Source organism: Aliiroseovarius sediminilitoris (assembly GCF_900109955.1).
Classification (GTDB): domain Bacteria; phylum Pseudomonadota; class Alphaproteobacteria; order Rhodobacterales; family Rhodobacteraceae; genus Aliiroseovarius; species Aliiroseovarius sediminilitoris.
In genome coordinates this window covers 2,973,597-2,989,416 of sequence record NZ_FOJB01000001.1, presented here as the reverse complement: position 1 = coordinate 2,989,416, position 15,820 = coordinate 2,973,597, and the positions used below count along the sequence as shown (strand labels likewise).

At 58.2% G+C, this 15,820-nt stretch carries 18 protein-coding genes; 10 read left to right on the top strand and 8 right to left on the bottom strand.

The features are described 5' to 3' along the window. Positions 1-7: 7 nt before the first annotated feature. On the bottom strand, positions 8-955 hold the full coding sequence (locus tag BMY55_RS14735) for a CPBP family intramembrane glutamic endopeptidase (RefSeq protein ID WP_177179361.1): 948 nt from the start codon (positions 953-955) through the stop codon (positions 8-10). A 151-nt stretch (positions 956-1,106) separates the two neighbouring features. Between BMY55_RS14735 and BMY55_RS14730 the strand changes: the two genes are divergently transcribed. The 7 genes from BMY55_RS14730 (at position 1,107) to BMY55_RS14700 (ending at position 7,682) form a co-directional block, all read left to right on the top strand. Then, positions 1,107-1,853 carry a hypothetical protein gene (locus BMY55_RS14730; RefSeq protein WP_177179360.1) on the top strand — a complete coding sequence of 249 codons (747 nt, stop codon included), beginning with the start codon at positions 1,107-1,109 and terminating at the stop codon, positions 1,851-1,853. A 64-nt stretch (positions 1,854-1,917) separates the two neighbouring features. Beyond that, entirely contained in the window at positions 1,918-2,691 is a 774-nt protein-coding gene (locus tag BMY55_RS14725) for a DUF6478 family protein (RefSeq protein WP_091431757.1), read from the top strand. 13 nt (positions 2,692-2,704) lie between these two features. Then, positions 2,705-3,085, top strand: coding sequence for a hypothetical protein (locus tag BMY55_RS14720; protein WP_091431755.1), 381 nt, complete (start codon positions 2,705-2,707; stop codon positions 3,083-3,085). A gap of 2 nt (positions 3,086-3,087) precedes the next feature. Then, positions 3,088-3,573: a DUF523 domain-containing protein gene (locus tag BMY55_RS14715; protein ID WP_091431753.1), complete on the top strand. Its 486-nt coding sequence runs from the start codon at positions 3,088-3,090 to the stop codon at positions 3,571-3,573. Positions 3,574-3,655: 82 nt separating this feature from the next. Next, entirely contained in the window at positions 3,656-5,683 is a 2,028-nt protein-coding gene (locus BMY55_RS14710; protein WP_091431752.1) for an NADPH-dependent 2,4-dienoyl-CoA reductase, read from the top strand. 40 nt (positions 5,684-5,723) lie between these two features. Next, a complete protein-coding gene (locus tag BMY55_RS14705) occupies positions 5,724-6,644 on the top strand; it encodes an AEC family transporter (RefSeq protein ID WP_091431750.1) in 921 nt (306 codons plus the stop codon). Between the two features lie 132 nt (positions 6,645-6,776). Next, on the top strand, positions 6,777-7,682 hold the full coding sequence (locus BMY55_RS14700; RefSeq protein ID WP_091431749.1) for a LysR family transcriptional regulator: 906 nt from the start codon (positions 6,777-6,779) through the stop codon (positions 7,680-7,682). Positions 7,683-7,694: 12 nt separating this feature from the next. On the opposite strand, the gene BMY55_RS14695 is transcribed toward BMY55_RS14700, so the two are convergent. Genes BMY55_RS14695 through BMY55_RS14680 form a run of 4 tightly spaced genes read right to left on the bottom strand, consistent with a single transcriptional unit; the run spans position 7,695 to position 10,671 of the window. Beyond that, positions 7,695-8,630, bottom strand: coding sequence for an OmpA family protein (locus BMY55_RS14695; protein WP_091431747.1), 936 nt, complete (start codon positions 8,628-8,630; stop codon positions 7,695-7,697). Continuing rightward, positions 8,627-9,202, bottom strand: a complete 576-nt coding sequence (locus tag BMY55_RS14690; protein WP_091431745.1) for a peroxidase-related enzyme — start codon at positions 9,200-9,202, stop codon at positions 8,627-8,629. The genes BMY55_RS14695 and BMY55_RS14690 overlap by 4 nt, the downstream gene beginning before the upstream one ends. A gap of 12 nt (positions 9,203-9,214) precedes the next feature. Beyond that, the gene (locus BMY55_RS14685; protein ID WP_091431744.1) at positions 9,215-9,946 is read right to left on the bottom strand and encodes a GNAT family N-acetyltransferase; all 732 of its coding nucleotides are present in this window, start codon (positions 9,944-9,946) and stop codon (positions 9,215-9,217) included. After that, the gene (locus BMY55_RS14680) at positions 9,943-10,671 is read right to left on the bottom strand and encodes a competence/damage-inducible protein A (protein ID WP_091431742.1); all 729 of its coding nucleotides are present in this window, start codon (positions 10,669-10,671) and stop codon (positions 9,943-9,945) included. Before BMY55_RS14680 ends, BMY55_RS14685 begins: the two co-directional genes overlap by 4 nt. Before the next feature lie 38 nt (positions 10,672-10,709). Between BMY55_RS14680 and sfsA the strand changes: the two genes are divergently transcribed. Both sfsA and map read left to right on the top strand, forming a co-directional pair. After that, on the top strand, positions 10,710-11,411 hold the full coding sequence (sfsA, locus tag BMY55_RS14675; protein WP_091431741.1) for a DNA/RNA nuclease SfsA: 702 nt from the start codon (positions 10,710-10,712) through the stop codon (positions 11,409-11,411). A 36-nt stretch (positions 11,412-11,447) separates the two neighbouring features. Then, positions 11,448-12,296: a type I methionyl aminopeptidase gene (gene map, locus BMY55_RS14670; RefSeq protein ID WP_091431739.1), complete on the top strand. Its 849-nt coding sequence runs from the start codon at positions 11,448-11,450 to the stop codon at positions 12,294-12,296. Here the strand turns inward: map and rsmD are convergent. Together rsmD and BMY55_RS14660 are read right to left on the bottom strand one after the other, a co-directional pair. Further along, positions 12,293-12,853: a 16S rRNA (guanine(966)-N(2))-methyltransferase RsmD gene (gene rsmD / locus BMY55_RS14665; RefSeq protein WP_091431737.1), complete on the bottom strand. Its 561-nt coding sequence runs from the start codon at positions 12,851-12,853 to the stop codon at positions 12,293-12,295. The two genes, map and rsmD, sit on opposite strands and share 4 nt — an antisense overlap. Further along, positions 12,850-14,058 (bottom strand): NAD(P)/FAD-dependent oxidoreductase, encoded by a 1,209-nt coding sequence (locus BMY55_RS14660; protein ID WP_091431735.1) that lies wholly within the window; start codon positions 14,056-14,058, stop codon positions 12,850-12,852. Before BMY55_RS14660 ends, rsmD begins: the two co-directional genes overlap by 4 nt. A gap of 82 nt (positions 14,059-14,140) precedes the next feature. Between BMY55_RS14660 and BMY55_RS14655 the strand changes: the two genes are divergently transcribed. Next, positions 14,141-14,635: a peroxiredoxin gene (locus BMY55_RS14655; RefSeq protein WP_091432702.1), complete on the top strand. Its 495-nt coding sequence runs from the start codon at positions 14,141-14,143 to the stop codon at positions 14,633-14,635. Here BMY55_RS14655 and BMY55_RS14650 read toward each other — a convergent pair. Continuing rightward, a complete protein-coding gene (locus tag BMY55_RS14650; RefSeq protein WP_091432699.1) occupies positions 14,632-15,819 on the bottom strand; it encodes a GNAT family N-acetyltransferase in 1,188 nt (395 codons plus the stop codon). The two genes, BMY55_RS14655 and BMY55_RS14650, sit on opposite strands and share 4 nt — an antisense overlap. Between the last annotated feature and the right edge of the window lies 1 nt (position 15,820).

The following is a 15,820-nucleotide window of genomic DNA, read 5'->3' as shown; positions in this document are numbered from 1 at the left end:
GTTTTAACTAGTCCGCCTGTTCGGCATTTGCAATTGGCTGGTTGCGCTGGGTCATCCACCACCACAGGGCAAAGGCGGCGACAACCACCGTAGTCTGAGACAGTATGGACCATGTCATTTGTGCACTGGTCAGGTCCATTTCGGTCAGGAAAAGCGAAAAGCCATCCAGCGTGCCCTTGGTGCCGGAAAAGATCAGCATGGCGTTGTTGCCGAAGTGCAAACCGGCAGCAGCACCGATATTTCCCGTGCGCAGTGTGACGACGGCCAGCAGGATACCGATAGTCGCTGTGTGCGTGACGTAGAATATGCTGTTGATGCCATAGGTGGCGGGGTCATAATGCAGCACCCCAAACGCAAGCGAAGGCAAGATTGCACATATCCAGATCGACCGAAATCGCGCGCGGAGTTGTTGAAGGACATAACCCCGAAACACCAGTTCCTCGGCGAAGATTTGCATCAGCACCAATATCAGCGCGGGCACAACCAACAGCGCCCAATTCACAAATGGAATGGATTGTTGGGCTGAGGTTTCCTGTGCAGGTGACAGGAACAAGGGTTGAAGCAGTTGCACCAGGATCGCCGCGATGCTGATCCCGATGGCGATCAACAGTCCGCGTCTGAAATGGAGCCAATTTACGCGAAGGGCGGGTCCAAACAAACTACGGTATCCGCGTTTGTGCAGCAGCCTGACTGTCACCCATAGCCCCAGATGATACCCCAGGAAAGTCAGGAAAAACACCGCTGCCTCGGCAGGGGTCGAGGCACCGAGCATACTGCCGGGATCGGTGCCAAGCAGATTGGCTCCAACGATGAAAATTGCAAAGGTCACGGCAAAAAACACCGCATGAATGATGATGATGCCAATGATCGTTCGCCACAATTGAATGTGGGGGAAAGCCGGAGACCAGAACGCTTTGGCGATCAAAAGACTGTCGGAAAAGGGGGAAACGGACACATGGATACCTGACGATGTAAACTCATTTACCCTATGATGAGGGCGATCTGATGGATGGACAACCGGGAAAAGTTGGTGGAAATTTGTGCACGTTGATGTGATGCCCGGATTGTGTTGCCTCGGGTGGGGGGAAGTAATGGTTGAAAAATCCATGAGCTGCGGAACCGCTGCGTGGCGCGTCGGTCTGGCGCTGAGTATGTTCTTGGGTCTGACCGGCTGCCTTGGTGGGGGGGAAACTGGACCCAACTTGTCGGAAAGCCCCATTTTCTCGGCAGAGCGAGCGACGCCGCGAGAGGATCTGGTTCGGAGCAAGGCCGTCATGGGCGGGGCAGTGACGATTGCCGCCCCCAAAGGATTCTGTATCGACACATCGGCGCATCAGGACACAGAAGCAGGCGCGTTCCTACCGATCGGAGCGTGTGCGGCCTTGACCAAAAACCCAGCAGACCCCAAGCCCGGAAAGCCTGCATTCCTGACCGCCACTGTCCTTCCGATGCCCATTCAAGCCTCCGCATTGCCAGATGAACCGGAGGCCCGACTGCGCGAGGCGCGCGGCTTTGTGCAAAGCGATGCTGGTCGCGCGGCGCTCAGCCGGGTGGGAAAGTCGGAGACTGTCACTTTGCTGGACGTGAAGTCGGCGTCTGGTGTGCTTTATGTCCGGGTCAGGGATACGTCGGACGGTCTGCCCCCGGCCCTGTCGAACACCACATGGCGGGCGTTTCTTGAGGTGAACGGGCGACTTGTCACGGCCAGCGCCACCGCATTCGCGGATCAGCCGCTCGGACCGGGAAAAGGGTATGAGCTGCTGCGAGAATTTGTCGCCCGGATTCGCAAGGCAAACAAGCGCTCCAATGGCGCTGGCGGCGTGAAAGGTTGGCTAGGTGGTTTGCGCAACTGACCCTATTCTGTTCTAAGAATGACTGCGGGCAGGCGGACGAATCTTAGCAGGGCGACACCACAATATGGCGCGACGTGTGAACGGAATCCTTGATCATTGGCTTCAGCGCCGGTCTTTGCTGCGCTGGCAATCTGTTCTGCGACAGGCTGACACTCTTGATCTTGCGGCGCTGCGCGGTGTTCGCACACATGCGCGCGCGCTGCGCGAAGCGCTGGATCGCGTGTTGCATGTGGCAGATGGGCGGCTGACTTTACCTTTGATCGGTTCGGACGCCATTCAAAAACCATTGCACAGTGATTGGGCATATCGTCCGGAACTGTGGCGTGGCCCACTTTCACCGCCGGGGCAATCCGCCGTAGAAAGCAAGACGAACTTCGGCAGTGAAGCAACGGTGTTTCACGATTGCCGGGTTTCGGAGCTGACGGTCCGGCAGGTCCGAAATACGCGTGAAAGTGACCTTGCGCCGTTCGGTCTGAGGATGGATGTCTTCGGGTTTGACGGATCGTTTCTGTCGCTCGTGGTCGAGCTTCCGAAAACCGCTGTCGAGGGGTTGAAACGCAATCACCTTGTGCGTCTGATGACACTGATCGAGATGGAAAAACCGTTGGAGGTTTTCGCGCGTCTGAACGTTCAGCACGGGCCGAACACCGAACAGATTGTCCGCGCCCTGCCGACTGATGAAACCGAGGCCATTGTGGAATTCGATCTTGCCTATACCAATCTGAACGAGAAACGGGTCGACCGCATGTGGGTTGATCTGGTGTTCGAGAATCCCGAGATGAGCCAGGTGATCCTGCGCGACGTGACATTCAGTCGTCGCCCGCGGGCAGAGGTCTGATAAGGAGCGTGAAGTGACAAAACCCCAGTTGGTAAAGGCACGTATACAAGCCGGCGTTTGGGAAGGTGTTCTGACGATCGGGAATGCGCAGGACGACCCGCCAGATCTTCAGGTGACGCATCTGTCGCAGAAAATCAATGGTGTGACAGTGGCAGCTCACCCGGATCAAAATGGCGCTTTCGTGGTGAAAGTGCCGATCCCAGCGGAGTTGCTGACCGATGGCGTTCAGACTTTCCTGATCACCGACAAGAACAGTGGTGCGACACTCAATTCGTTTTCGATCATGACCGGGCAACCGCTTGAGACGGACATCAGGGCCGAGGTCGATCTGTTGCGCGCAGAGCTGGACATGCTCAAACGCGCGTTTCGGCGGCACTGCATGGAAACCAGCTAACAATGTCCCGGCTGTTGGTCAGCGCGTGCCTGATGGGACAGAAGGTGCGGTATGACGGGCAGTCCAAGACATTTCTGCACGCTTGTTTGTCGCGCTGGAAGGCCGAAGGCCGACTCGTGCCGTTTTGCCCGGAACTAGCCGGAGGCTTGGCGGTTCCGCGTCTGCCCGCCGAGATAGAGCCGGACTATGGTGGTGACGATGTTCTGGCCGGACGTGCCAGAGTATTGGACAACGCCGGGACCAATGTTACCGCCGCCTTCGTTACAGGTGCGAAGCGCGCTGTAGAAATGGCACGATCCCAAGGCTGCACCTATGCCTTGTTGACCGAGGCCAGCCCGTCTTGCGGATCGACGCTGCTTTATAGCGGGCATCACGATGGCGCGCAGCGGATCGGGTTCGGCGTTACCACCGCTGCATTGCGGGCCGCAGGTGTGGCCGTTTATGCTCCCAATCAGATCGACGCCCTGACCAGAGATTGCGCGTGGTAAACCCGCCCGGTTACGCAGCGTTTTGAATGACAGCGCGCGACCCCTCGTACAAGTTTGCCGCAACTGACAGGAGACCGCCAGCATGACCAGCTATCCGACCCTACTTGCCCCCCTTGATTTGGGCTTTACGACCCTGAAGAACCGCGTGCTTATGGGGTCTATGCACACAGGGCTTGAAGAACGTGGCGACTGGCCGCGCGTGGCTGAATTCTATGCCGAACGCGCCCGGGGTGGGGCGGCGTTGATCGTGACCGGTGGTATGGCTCCGAACCCCGAAGGTGGCGTGTATCCCGGTGCGGCAGGTCTTTACACCGACGAAGACATTGCCAATCACCGGATCGTCACGGATCGTGTGCACGCTGAGGGCGGCAAGATTGCGATGCAGATCCTTCACGCCGGGCGCTATGCCTATGGACCGGATTGCGTTTCGGCCAGCCCAATCAAATCACCAATTTCACCTTTCCCGCCGAAGGAACTGGACGAAGACGGCATCCAGAAACAGATCGCCGATTTCGCCACCGCCGCCGCCCGCGCGAAAGAGGCTGGCTATGACGGTGTCGAGGTTATGGGGTCGGAAGGCTATTTCCTGAACCAGTTCCTTGTCACCCACACCAACAAGCGCGAAGACCGCTGGGGTGGGCCGTATGAAAACCGGATGCGCTTGCCGATCGAGGTGGTGAAATCCGTGCGCGCCGCTGTTGGTCCCGAGTTCATCATCATCTATCGCTTGTCGATGATTGACCTTGTCCCCAACGGCTCGACCTTTGACGAGGTCGTGCAATTGGCGAAAGAGATCGAGAAGGCCGGCGCCACGATCATCAACACCGGCATTGGCTGGCACGAGGCACGTATCCCGACAATTGCAACCTCGGTCCCGCGCGCCGCTTTTACATGGGTCACGAAAAAGCTGATGGGGCAGGTGTCGCTGCCAATCATCACATCAAACCGGATCAACCACCCGGACGTGGCCGAAGAGGTGCTCGCCGGTGGCGCGGCGGACATGGTGTCGATGGCCCGCCCATTTCTTGCCGACCCGGCGTTTGTTGCGAAAGCCGCCGAGGGCCGGGCTGGCGACATCGCACCTTGCATCGCGTGCAATCAAGCCTGTCTGGACCATACGTTCGGTGGCAAGATCTCGACCTGCCTTGTAAACCCGCGGGCCTGCTACGAGACAGAGCTGCGCTATGACATGACCGACACACCCAAATCCATCGCCATTGTGGGCGCGGGGCCTGCGGGTCTGTCCACGGCGCTTGTGGCCGACCAACGAGGTCACAGGGTTACGTTGTTTGATCGCGCCGATCAGGTGGGTGGGCAGTTGAACATGGCCAAGAAAATCCCCGGCAAAGAGGAATTCATCGGTCTGGTCGAATGGTATGAACGGCAGGTTGCGGCATCAGAGATTGACCTGCAACTGGGAAAAGAGGTGACTTCGGACGACCTTGATGGCTTTGACGAGGTGATCATCGCCACCGGTGTCATCCCCCGCGATCCGGGGATCGAGGGGCAGGAGTCCGACAACGTCCTGTCTTATATCGACGTCTTGCGCCACGAGGTGCCCGTGGGCGACCGTGTGGCGATCATCGGGGCAGGGGGTATCGGTTTTGATGTGGCCGAATATCTGACCCAAGCGGGTGACAGCCCGACCGAAAACCTTGACGAATGGCTGACCGAATGGGGCGTGACCGACCCGGCCAAGGCGCGTGGCGGGTTGTCACCGGATGGTCCGAAACCCGAAGCGCCTGCGCGCCATGTGACGCTGATGCAGCGCAAGGCCAAGGCGCTGGGCAAGGGGCTTGGCAAGACCACCGGTTGGATTCACCGCGCGACCCTGAAGATGAAAGGGGTCGAGATGGTGGGCGGTGTGAATTACGAGCGGATTACCGATAATGGGCTGATGGTCTCAACTGGTGAAGCGCGGGATAACCCGCGTATGATCGAGGCGGACAATATCATCCTGTGTGCCGGTCAGGTCAGTGACCGCAGTCTTGCCGACGCGCTTGTGGCGCGAGGAAAGTCACCGCATGTGATCGGTGGCGCGGATGTGGCGACAGAACTTGACGCCAAGCGGGCAATCGACCAAGGATCGCGCCTGGCGGCCGCTCTTTGATCTGAACCACTGATCTTGAGGCGTTTGCTTCGGAGGTCACATGGTTTTCTTAGCCGTCTTTGCAGGTCTTATGCCCAGCTTCCTTCTTGTGGGGTTGGGTGGAGTTCTCCGCAAGCGTCTGTCTGAAAACGCGTGGCAAGGTCTGGATCGGCTGAATTTCGAGATCCTGTTTCCCGCGCTTCTGTTCGTGGCGGCTGCCAGCCGCCCCATCGACCCGGAAAAGCTTTTCATCATGGCACCTGTTGTTTGGTCCATCCTGTCTGTTGGATTGATCATGGGTTGGCTTGTTCGCGGTGTCGGGCCAGACCGGTTTCTGGATTTCGCGGGCACGTGGCAGGTTTGCTGGCGGTTCAACACGGCCCTGGGTCTGGTCGCTGTCGAGCTTCTGACCCATGGCGGCGCAGGCGAGATGGCTGTGGCGGTCGGCATGGGCGTCCCTGTGGCAAATCTGTTTGCGGTGTCCGCCCTGTCGCGCGGCGGTGCGTTGGGCTTCGGGGCGACCGTGACCAGGGTGGTCCTGAACCCGTTTCTGCTGGCCAGCCTTGGCGGTGTCGTGTTTGGCTTGATGGGCTGGCGCTTACCCACCCCGATCATGGTCCCGATCGAGATGTTGGCGCGCGCAGCCATCCCCATCGCGCTTTTGTCGATTGGTGCGACCATGAACTGGGGTGCGTTGGCGCGGCTGGACCGGTTCAGCGGGGCGATCTGTGCGATAAAACTGGTGGTGCTGCCTGTATTTGCTTTGGGTGTCAGCCTGGTCCTGTCGCTGGATCCAGCCATTGCATCGGTGCTGATCGTGTTTGCAGCCCTTCCGACGGCCTCGGCGGCGCATGTATTGGCGTCGGCCTTCGGGGCAAACCGAAATCTGGTCGCGACCTTGATCGCCCAGACAACTTTGTTGGCTGCCATCACCCTGCCAATCTGGATCAGTATCGCAGAGCTAACCTTTTCAACACGATAGCCGACCGCGGTCGTTTCCAGAGCCATAACGATCCCCGCAATTACCCCCGTATTGTCGGTTGTTCTTCACAGTCTTGCCCCAATTGGCCGGGATAAACGAGCGCACTGGGGTGAACTTGTTGGAAAGAGTGAAATGGATCGACTGACCGAAATGGAAGCCTTTGCCACCGTAGTGGACCAAGGCGGTTTCACGGATGCTGCCAAGAAGATGGGGATCTCGAAATCTGCGGTTTCCAAGCATGTCTCAAGTCTTGAGGCACGCCTCGGTGCCCGGCTTTTGAACCGCACGACACGGCGGGTCAGCCCGACGGAAATTGGCCTTGCCTATTACGATCGCGCGCGGCGCGTCTTGAATGATGCAGGCGAAGCGGATGCGCTCGTGACGTCCATGCAGTCGGCCCCGTCCGGTATCCTGCGCATTTCCGTAGCGACCGATTTTGGTGTTAATCACCTAAGCCCTGTGCTGGGAGAATTCTTACATGATTTCCCCGATGTGCATGTGAATCTGGATTTGGCCAACCGCTACGTTGAGTTGATTTCCGAGGGGTTCGATATGGCTATCCGTGTGGGCGAGTTGGAAGACAGCTCGCTTCGCGCCCGCAAAATCTCAACGACCACCCGCCGGATGGTTGGCAGCCCCGAATATTTCGAGCAGTATGGCCGCCCCACTCGCATCGACGACCTGAACGAACACAAACTCCTGCATTACTCGAACCAAAGTTCGGGCAATGTTTGGAAAGTTCCAGCCCCGTCAGGCGAGGTGCGGCAGGTCCGGTCTGCTGGCTGGCTGAGTGTGAATGACGGACAGTCGCTTCTGAATGCGGCCATTTCCGGTCTTGGAATCGCCTATTTGCCCAGTTTCCTTTATTCCGATGCGTTGGAGCAGGGGTTGGTCGTCGATGCGATCCCCGACTTGCCCCAGGATGTGCAGGGTATCTATGCCGTGTATCCTCCGGGCCGGTTCACTCAACCCAAAGTCCGCGCGTTTATCGATTTTCTGGTTCACGCCTTTGCCGATAAAGGGCCCGACAACTGGTAATTGGACCAGCGTCTAGTCAGTGCTGATCAAAACCGCTTCTACCCGTCGGTTCATCTCGCGACCTTCTGCTGTCAGGTTGGGGGTGAGCGGCATCAGAAAGCCAACGCCCTCGGCAGATAATTGCGCGGGGTTCACCTCGTATTGCTGGATCAGGCTGTTCATCACTGCGGTTGCCCGTTTGCGTGACAGTGTGACATTGCCTGCAAGGCTGCCCTCTGCATCTGTGTGGCCCACCAGAATGATCTCTCGCTCGGGGTTCCGATTTAGATAGGTCGCAAGTTCGTTCAGGACAGGCACGTTGCCGTCGGTCAATTCAGAAGACCCGGTCGCGAAGCTTAGCCCGTCAAGCACGGTGCGTCCGTTGTTTTCCAACAGCGCGCCAATGGGTCCGGATGATGGGATGCGCACAGCTGTTTGAGCCGAGATCGCCGGTGCCTTGGATGCCGCGCTGTCTTCCGGGTTGAGCTGCAACACTTCAATAAAAGCTGCCTCTTTCGAGCGACTGACCAGGACACTGGTCAGCTGACCCTCCTTGCGCGCGCTAAGATAATGATAATCGCCAAGGTCTACGAACATGTCAGGCGCTTTGAAATGACCCACGCCGAAGCGGAAATCATAGCCGCCGCAGGACACGGACTGACACTGAAACAATATGTCGAACCCATCCTGAATCAACTGGTCGCGCAGGCCGAGGAGGATCTGAAAGCTGGTTTGGCTGGTGCCATCCACTTTCCACGCCTGACGAACAATCTGACCTTCGGCGACGATGGAAGGCACCGCCTCGCCATTGAAGCGCTCTGTTGCAATGGTGGCGCGACCTGCGTCGTCGCGCTCTTCCGCGCGCAGTTTCGCCCCGGCTGGCAGATTGAACGCCTGGACAGGTTGCGCTGCACCGGTGGCAAACATCAGCACGGTTGCCAGCCAAAGGAATCGGGACAAGATCGTCATCGATTCTGGGCGTGATATTCGACGTTTGGTTGCATCCCGACAGCCGATGCCATGCGGTTGGACATCGAGAAAAACCCGACCGTAGCTGCAATATCCCAGATGTCCCGATCCGAGAACCCGGCTTGCCGCAATGCGTTGCGATCCGCCTCGGTTATTTCGGAGGATGCCTTTGCAACTTTCTCGGCAAAACCCAGAATTGCATGCTGACGGTCGTCCAGATCGGCCATGCGCCAGTTCATGACCATCGCTTCCCCCTGTTGTGGATTGCCGGACAGGGCGCGCACGGCGGCACCATGGGCGACCTGACAATACCAGCAGCGATTGATCGAGCTGACGACAACGGCGATCATCTCGCGCTCCAGCTTTGACAACCCGCTGTCGCCCAACATCAATTCGTTATACATCGCCGAAAACGCGCGCAATTTTTCCATGTCGAACGCATAGGCTTTCAGCACATTCGGGACGAGGCCAAGTTTCTCGTCGCAGATGTCGAAGTATTTCTGAATGTCCTCGGGCAACGGGTCGACCATCGGCAGGTCAAGCGCCGTCACACCATTGTTTTTGCGCGGCATGGGTGGTTCCCTTTATTGTGGTTTGGTGCGGTAATGGTAATGCCCGATCAAGTGCATCCCAATATTGGCATAAAGAGGATTTGCCGCGTGGTTGCCTTGGGTCACGATCAGGGCAACATACTTTGCCCCTTGAGCCTTCGCCCAGATCGCTGCCTGCTTCAGCAGGTTCAAACCCGTTCCCATCCGGCGCATTTCCTTGTCTACATGCAAGGCATGGACCATCGCGATCTCTCCGTGCAGACCGACAAATCCAACACCTGACGGGGCATCGTCGGTGCGGGCCAGCAGACCCGTTTTGGGGCAGTTGGCACGTTCCATCACGGCACGCCGTTCTTTGCCAACGCCACCAGCTTCCCACAGTTCATCCATGATCGACAGACTCGGCCAGATGGAAAAGGCCGAGACAGGTGGCGGGGCATTCTGGGTCAGTTCGTCAACCTCGATCACCCAGAAATTAACCGGATCGACAATCTGATAGCCGTGTTTTTCAAGCATATCGTCCAGATGCTCATCGCCATGACGGATTTGAAACAACGGATCCATCCCAAGCTCGCGCATGGCTTTTTCCGCGACGGGCAGGTCCGCTTCGGTGGTTGGCCAGTTTTCCGTCGCAGCCGAGACACGCTTGCCCCCACCAGCGCCATCACGGATGACCCATGCGCCGACGCGTTTTGTTTCTGCAGGTGGCCAAGTCGCTTCGCAAGCTTCAATAACTTTGTCAACGCTGGGAAGATTGTGTTTCATATGTCCTCCGAAAATAGTTGGGACAGGGTTTGGACGGCAGCATCAAGCCGGGCGGGATCTGTGCCCCGGATCACGATGTTCGCGCCGAAAATACCGTTTTGAATGAATGGATATGATCCGAAACTCAGGTCCGCGTTTTTGTTCGCCAGTTGCCCCAGCGGGCCGGCGATCTCGCCTTCCCCGCGTTCGATCCGGATCGAACGGGATTGCAGAGGCGCACCCCCTGTCAAGTCGGGTATAACACTATCGACCATTGCCTTGAATACGGACGGAACCCCCGCCATCACATGCACGTTTTCCAGGGTAAAGCCGGGTGCGATCGACACTGGATTGTCAATCAACGTCGCGTGGTCCGGGATGCGCGCCATGCGCTGGCGTGCAGCGTTGAACTCCTGCCCCTGCCGTGCGTAATGGGCGGCCAACAGGTCACGCGCATCGTCGCGGATGTCGATATGGTCATCAAAAGCGCGTGCGATGCAGTCTGCGGTGATGTCGTCATGGGTGGGGCCGATCCCGCCCGAAGTAAAGACGTGGTCATAGCTTTTGGAAAGCGCTATTACCGCTGTCTCGATCGCCGGGGCGTCGTCGGACACGACGCGCACTTCTTTCAGGTCAATGCCGTGCTCGGTCAGTTTACCCGCCAGGTAATGCATGTTTGCATCCCTTGTCCGGCCTGACAAAATCTCGTCTCCGATCACCAACATGGCGGCTGTCGGGTTTGGCATTGCTTGCTCCTTTCCTTCTTCCGGTATAGGCCCGCTCCATGCAATTTCCCAGCCCCCTTGTGCCCGCCAGACTCATTCGACGTTACAAACGTTTTTTGGCCGATTGCCTGCTGGAAGATGGTCGTGAAGTGGTTGCGCATTGTGCCAATCCCGGCTCGATGATGGGTCTGGCTGATCCGGGCACGAAAATCTGGCTGGAACCGAATGACGACCCCAAGAAGAAGCTGAAATTCGGCTGGCGGTTGGTGGACCATGAGAACGGGCATATGACGGGGGTCGATACGTCGGTGCCGAACCGCGCGCTGCGGGTGGCGCTGGACACGCGTTCGGTCGCGGGCTTGGGGGATTATCACACCGTCCGGCCCGAGGTGAAATATGGTGACAACAGCCGCATTGATTTTCTGTTGGAAGGCGATGATCGGCTGACCTATGTCGAGGTGAAATCCGTGACGCTGTCGCGCCAACCCGGTCTGGCCGAGTTTCCCGACAGCGTGACCGCCCGTGGCACCAAACATTTGGGCGAGTTGGCGAATATGGTTGCGCAGGGCCATCGCGCCGTGATGCTTTATCTGGTGCAGCGCACCGATTGTGATCGGTTTGATCTGGCACGCGATATTGACCCGGTCTATGGCGCGGCATTCGATGCAGCCCGCGCGGCTGGCGTTGAAACGATGGCTCTTGGCACGCGGATCAGCCCCGAGGGTATTGAAATTGCAGGCCCTCTGGCGTCTTTGGCCTGAACATCCTATTTAGGGGCGAAGCAAGAGGACCAAACCATGGACGACACCATGCGCGTGACCAAAGAAGGCATTCGCCTATACGACACTTCCGATTTTACCGGGATGCATGCGGCAGGCCGTTTGGCCGCCGATATTCTTGACCGGATCGCGCCGATGGTAAAACCGGGCGTGACCACCGCCGAGCTTGACGCCGCGATTGAGGCTATGGTGGACGAGGCGGGCGCGGTTTCGGCAACGATTGGCTATAAGGGCTACAAACACGCGTCCTGCATTTCGCTGAACCATGTCGTCTGTCACGGTATCCCCGGATCGAAAACGCCCAAGGGCAAGAACGAAAAATCGGCTCGCAGACATGACGAACTGATTGACGGCGACATCCTGAATGTCGATGTGACGGTGATCGTGGACGGATGGTATGGCGACACCAGTCGAATGTATAAGGCTGGCACGATCAAACCCTTTGCCGAGCGTCTTATTCAAGTGACGCATGATGCGTTGATGAAAGGGATCGAGGCCGTGCGCCCCGGAAACACCTTCGGCGACATCGGGCACGCCATCCAGTCTCATGTGGAAAGCCAGCGCATGTCGGTGGTGCGCGACTTCTGCGGCCACGGTCTGGGGCAAGTGTTCCATGCCCCGCCGAACGTATTGCATTATGGGCGTCCCGGTATGGGTCCGGTGCTGGAAGAAGGCATGTTCTTCACCATTGAACCGATGGTCAATCTGGGCCGGCCGGAAACCAAGATCCTTGCGGATGACTGGACAGCGATCACCCGCGATAAATCGCTGTCTGCGCAGTTCGAACACTCGGTCGGTGTCACGGCAGATGGGTGCGATATCTTCACGTTGTCGCCTGCCGGAAAGTTCCACCCGACTTGGGATTAGGCTGCTGAAAACGCACAGATCGAGATTGTCGTGTCCCCATATCGTCGCACATCAAGCAATTCGACCCCGTCCGGGGGCGTGACCGCCACGTTATCCTCCCACACGATCAGCGCATCTGGCGCAACCCAGCCCCCTTGCATGGCGGCGGTCAAAGCCTTTTCTCCCAGCCCTTTTCCATAGGGTGGATCCAGAAACACAAGATTATGGGGTTGGCCACCTCCCAACCGTGTCGCGTCGCGTTTGATAATGGTGGTTTCATCCGAACAACGACATTTCGCAATGTTCTCGCGGATCAGAGACAGGGATTTGCGGCCATCATCGACAAACGTCACATGGTCAGCACCGCGCGACAGGGCTTCCAGCCCCAGCGCGCCGGTGCCCGCAAACAGGTCCAGAACCCACGCGTCCTGAATTGGGTCGCCAAACCGCCCCCCGGTCAGCATCGAGAACAGGCTTTCGCGCACACGGTCAGTGGTGGGCCGCAGATGCGCACCGGCATCACCTTTGCCGACATTGGCCAGAGACAACCCGCGAAAACGCCCGGCAATAATCCTCATTTCAACAGCGGTTTCAGGTCAGCGGTTGGGTCGGCAATGATCGCCTTGTCCGGCGACTTGCTGCCTTCGATCAAACGTTTGCCGATCATATAGGCGCGCGGATCGTTCATCGCGTCCACCGCCAGAAGCGTATCACCCTGATAATACCAGAAGCTCATGCTGCCCTCGTGTTCGCCTGTCCGCGACACGATGTTGTCATAGCCTGCGTTCAGACCTGCGATTTGCAGTTTTACCTCATACTGATCCGACCAGAACCACGGTTTGGCAACATATTTGACGTTTTCGCCCATCATGTTGCGCGCGACCACCTCTGCCTGATCAATGGCATTGGGCACGCTTTCCAGCCGGATACGCGTGCCGCGATAGGGGAAAGAGGCGCAATCGCCCGCCGCCCAGATTGCAGGGTCTGACGTGCGGCCTTGCGCGTCGGTCTTAATTCCGTTGTCAATCTCAAGCCCGGCTGCTTCGGCCAGTGAGGTGCACGGTGATATCCCCACACCAACCACCGCGAAATCAACGTCAAGCGAGCTGCCGTCCGACAACACCGCTCCCGTCACACGACCGTCGCCGGTCAGCCGATCCAGCCCGACCCCTTCGCGAATATCAACCCCGTGGGCGCGATGCAGGGTGCGGAAATAATCCGACGTCTCAGGTGCGGCGACCCGTTGCAGGATGCGATCTGCCATTTCCACCAGCGTAACCCCAAGACCCTTCTTGGCGGCAACCGAGGCAGCTTCCAGTCCGATGTAGCCGCCACCAATGATCAACACGCGGCGGTCTTGCGCGAACTCGGCGGCCATTCTGTCGACGTCTTCCAGTGTGCGCACCACATGCACACCCTCAAGCGTGCCGCCAATCGCGGCGGGCAGGTGTCGCGGTGCAGATCCCGTGGTCAGAGCCAGTTGATCGTAAGGAACGCGTTCATCACCGATCACCACCTCGCGCGACGCTGCATCAATCGCGTCCACACGGGTGTCCAGTCGTAGCGTGATGTTGTTCTCCGAATAAAAGCTCTCGGGGCGTAGATAAAGGCGTTCCAACTCCATCTGACCCAGCAGATACGCCTTTGACAGCGGCGGGCGTTGGTAGGGCGGTGCAGGCTCGGCCCCGATCAGGGTGATGTCTCCGTCAAATCCGGAATTCCGCAGCTTTGCAACCAAGGACGCACCGGCTTGCCCGGCGCCGATGACAACAATGTGAGACATGTTGGGTTTCCATTCTTACTGACCTGACGCGGTTTTCAGACTATGACTGGAGGAACCGGAAACACAATCAGGGATGTTGAAAATGACACTTTCAGTAGGTGACAAACTGCCCGACGCGACCTTGTTGCGGATGGGTGCGGACGGACCAGAATCGGTCGAGCTTTCGTCACTGACGAAGGGGAACAGGGTGGTGATATTCGCGTTGCCTGGTGCCTATACCGGCACTTGCACGACGGCGCATGTTCCCAGCTTCATACGGACAAAACCGGAGTTCGATAAGAAAGGCGTCGACGCGGTGATTTGTATTTCCGTCAATGACCCGTTCGTCATGGACGCATGGGGCGAAAGCACAGGTGCGGCTGCGGCAGGCATCACCATGTTAGGCGATGCAGAAGGTACGTTTACACGAGCTGTCGGTATGAGCTTCGACGCCCCACCTGCGGGCTTGATTAACCGCTCGCGCCGTTATGCGCTGTATGCGGAAGACGGTGTGGTCAAAGTGCTGAATGCCGAAGAAAACGCCGGGGTATGCGAAACCTCGGGCGGCGAGGCATTGTTGGCGGACCTGCCGGCCTAGTCACGCTCGTGCATGCCCGTCTTTCGAAAGGGGCCGTAGGAGGTCAGGATGTCGATATCCCCTTCAACGGCCTCTTTCTCGGCGGTCACAAATTGTTCGACCGCATCGCGAAATCCGGGTTCAGCGATCCAGTGCAATGAATGAGTCGCCACGGGCAGATACCCGCGCGCCAGTTTGTGTTCGCCTTGCGCACCGGCCTCGACCCTGCGCATCCCGTGCGAGATTGCGAAGTCGATCGCTTGATAATAGCAAAGCTCGAAATGCAGACAGGGGAAATGTTCCAACGCGCCCCAATAGCGCCCGAACAGCGTTTCGCGCCCGATCACGTTCAGCGCACCGGCAACAGCGCGGTCGCCCTCCACCGCCAAGACCAGCAGCACATCATCGCGCATTGTTTGATGCATCTCGTCAAAGAAGGCACGCGTCAGGTAAGGGCGACCCCATTTGCGCGCACCAGTATCCTGATAAAACCGCCAGAACGTGTCCCAATGGTGGGATTTTATGGCGTCGCCGGTCAGAGCGACGATCCTGCCACCAAAGTCCTGCGCCTGCCGTCTCTCTTTCCTGATCTGTTTGCGCTTTCGCGAACTCAGGCTGTCCAGAAACGCATCGAACGTCTGATATCCATGGTTTTCCCAATGAAACTGTTGCCCGATCCGATGAAGAAGTCCCATTTGTTCGCCCGCTTTCGCCTCTTCGCTTGTGCAGAAGGTGACGTGTGCAGAACTCAGGCCGTTCTCTGTGGCGATCTTGACAATGCCCTGCACCAATCCGGCCTGTCCAACGGTTTCGTAACCGGGTCGGGTCAGAAAGCGGCGGCCGCTGACGGGGGTAAAAGGAACCGCAACTTGCAGTTTCGGATAGTATCGCCCGCCCGCCCGTTCATAGGCATCTGCCCAACTGTAATCGAACACATACTCACCCTGACTGTGGGCCTTTGCATAGACCGGCGCGACGGCGATGATCTGCGCTTCTGCATGGACACTCAGGAAATGTGGCTGCCAGCCGGTGCCCTCGCCGACGCTGCGTGATGCTTCCAACGCGGTCAGGAAGCGATGCGTCGTGAACGGATCGACAGGGCGTCCGCCGTCCGCCGTTTCAGGACAGGCGCAGGCATCCCAGTCCTTGGATGCAATACTGGCAAGGCTTTGATGGGTGCGGATTTCGATCTGAGTATCTGTCACC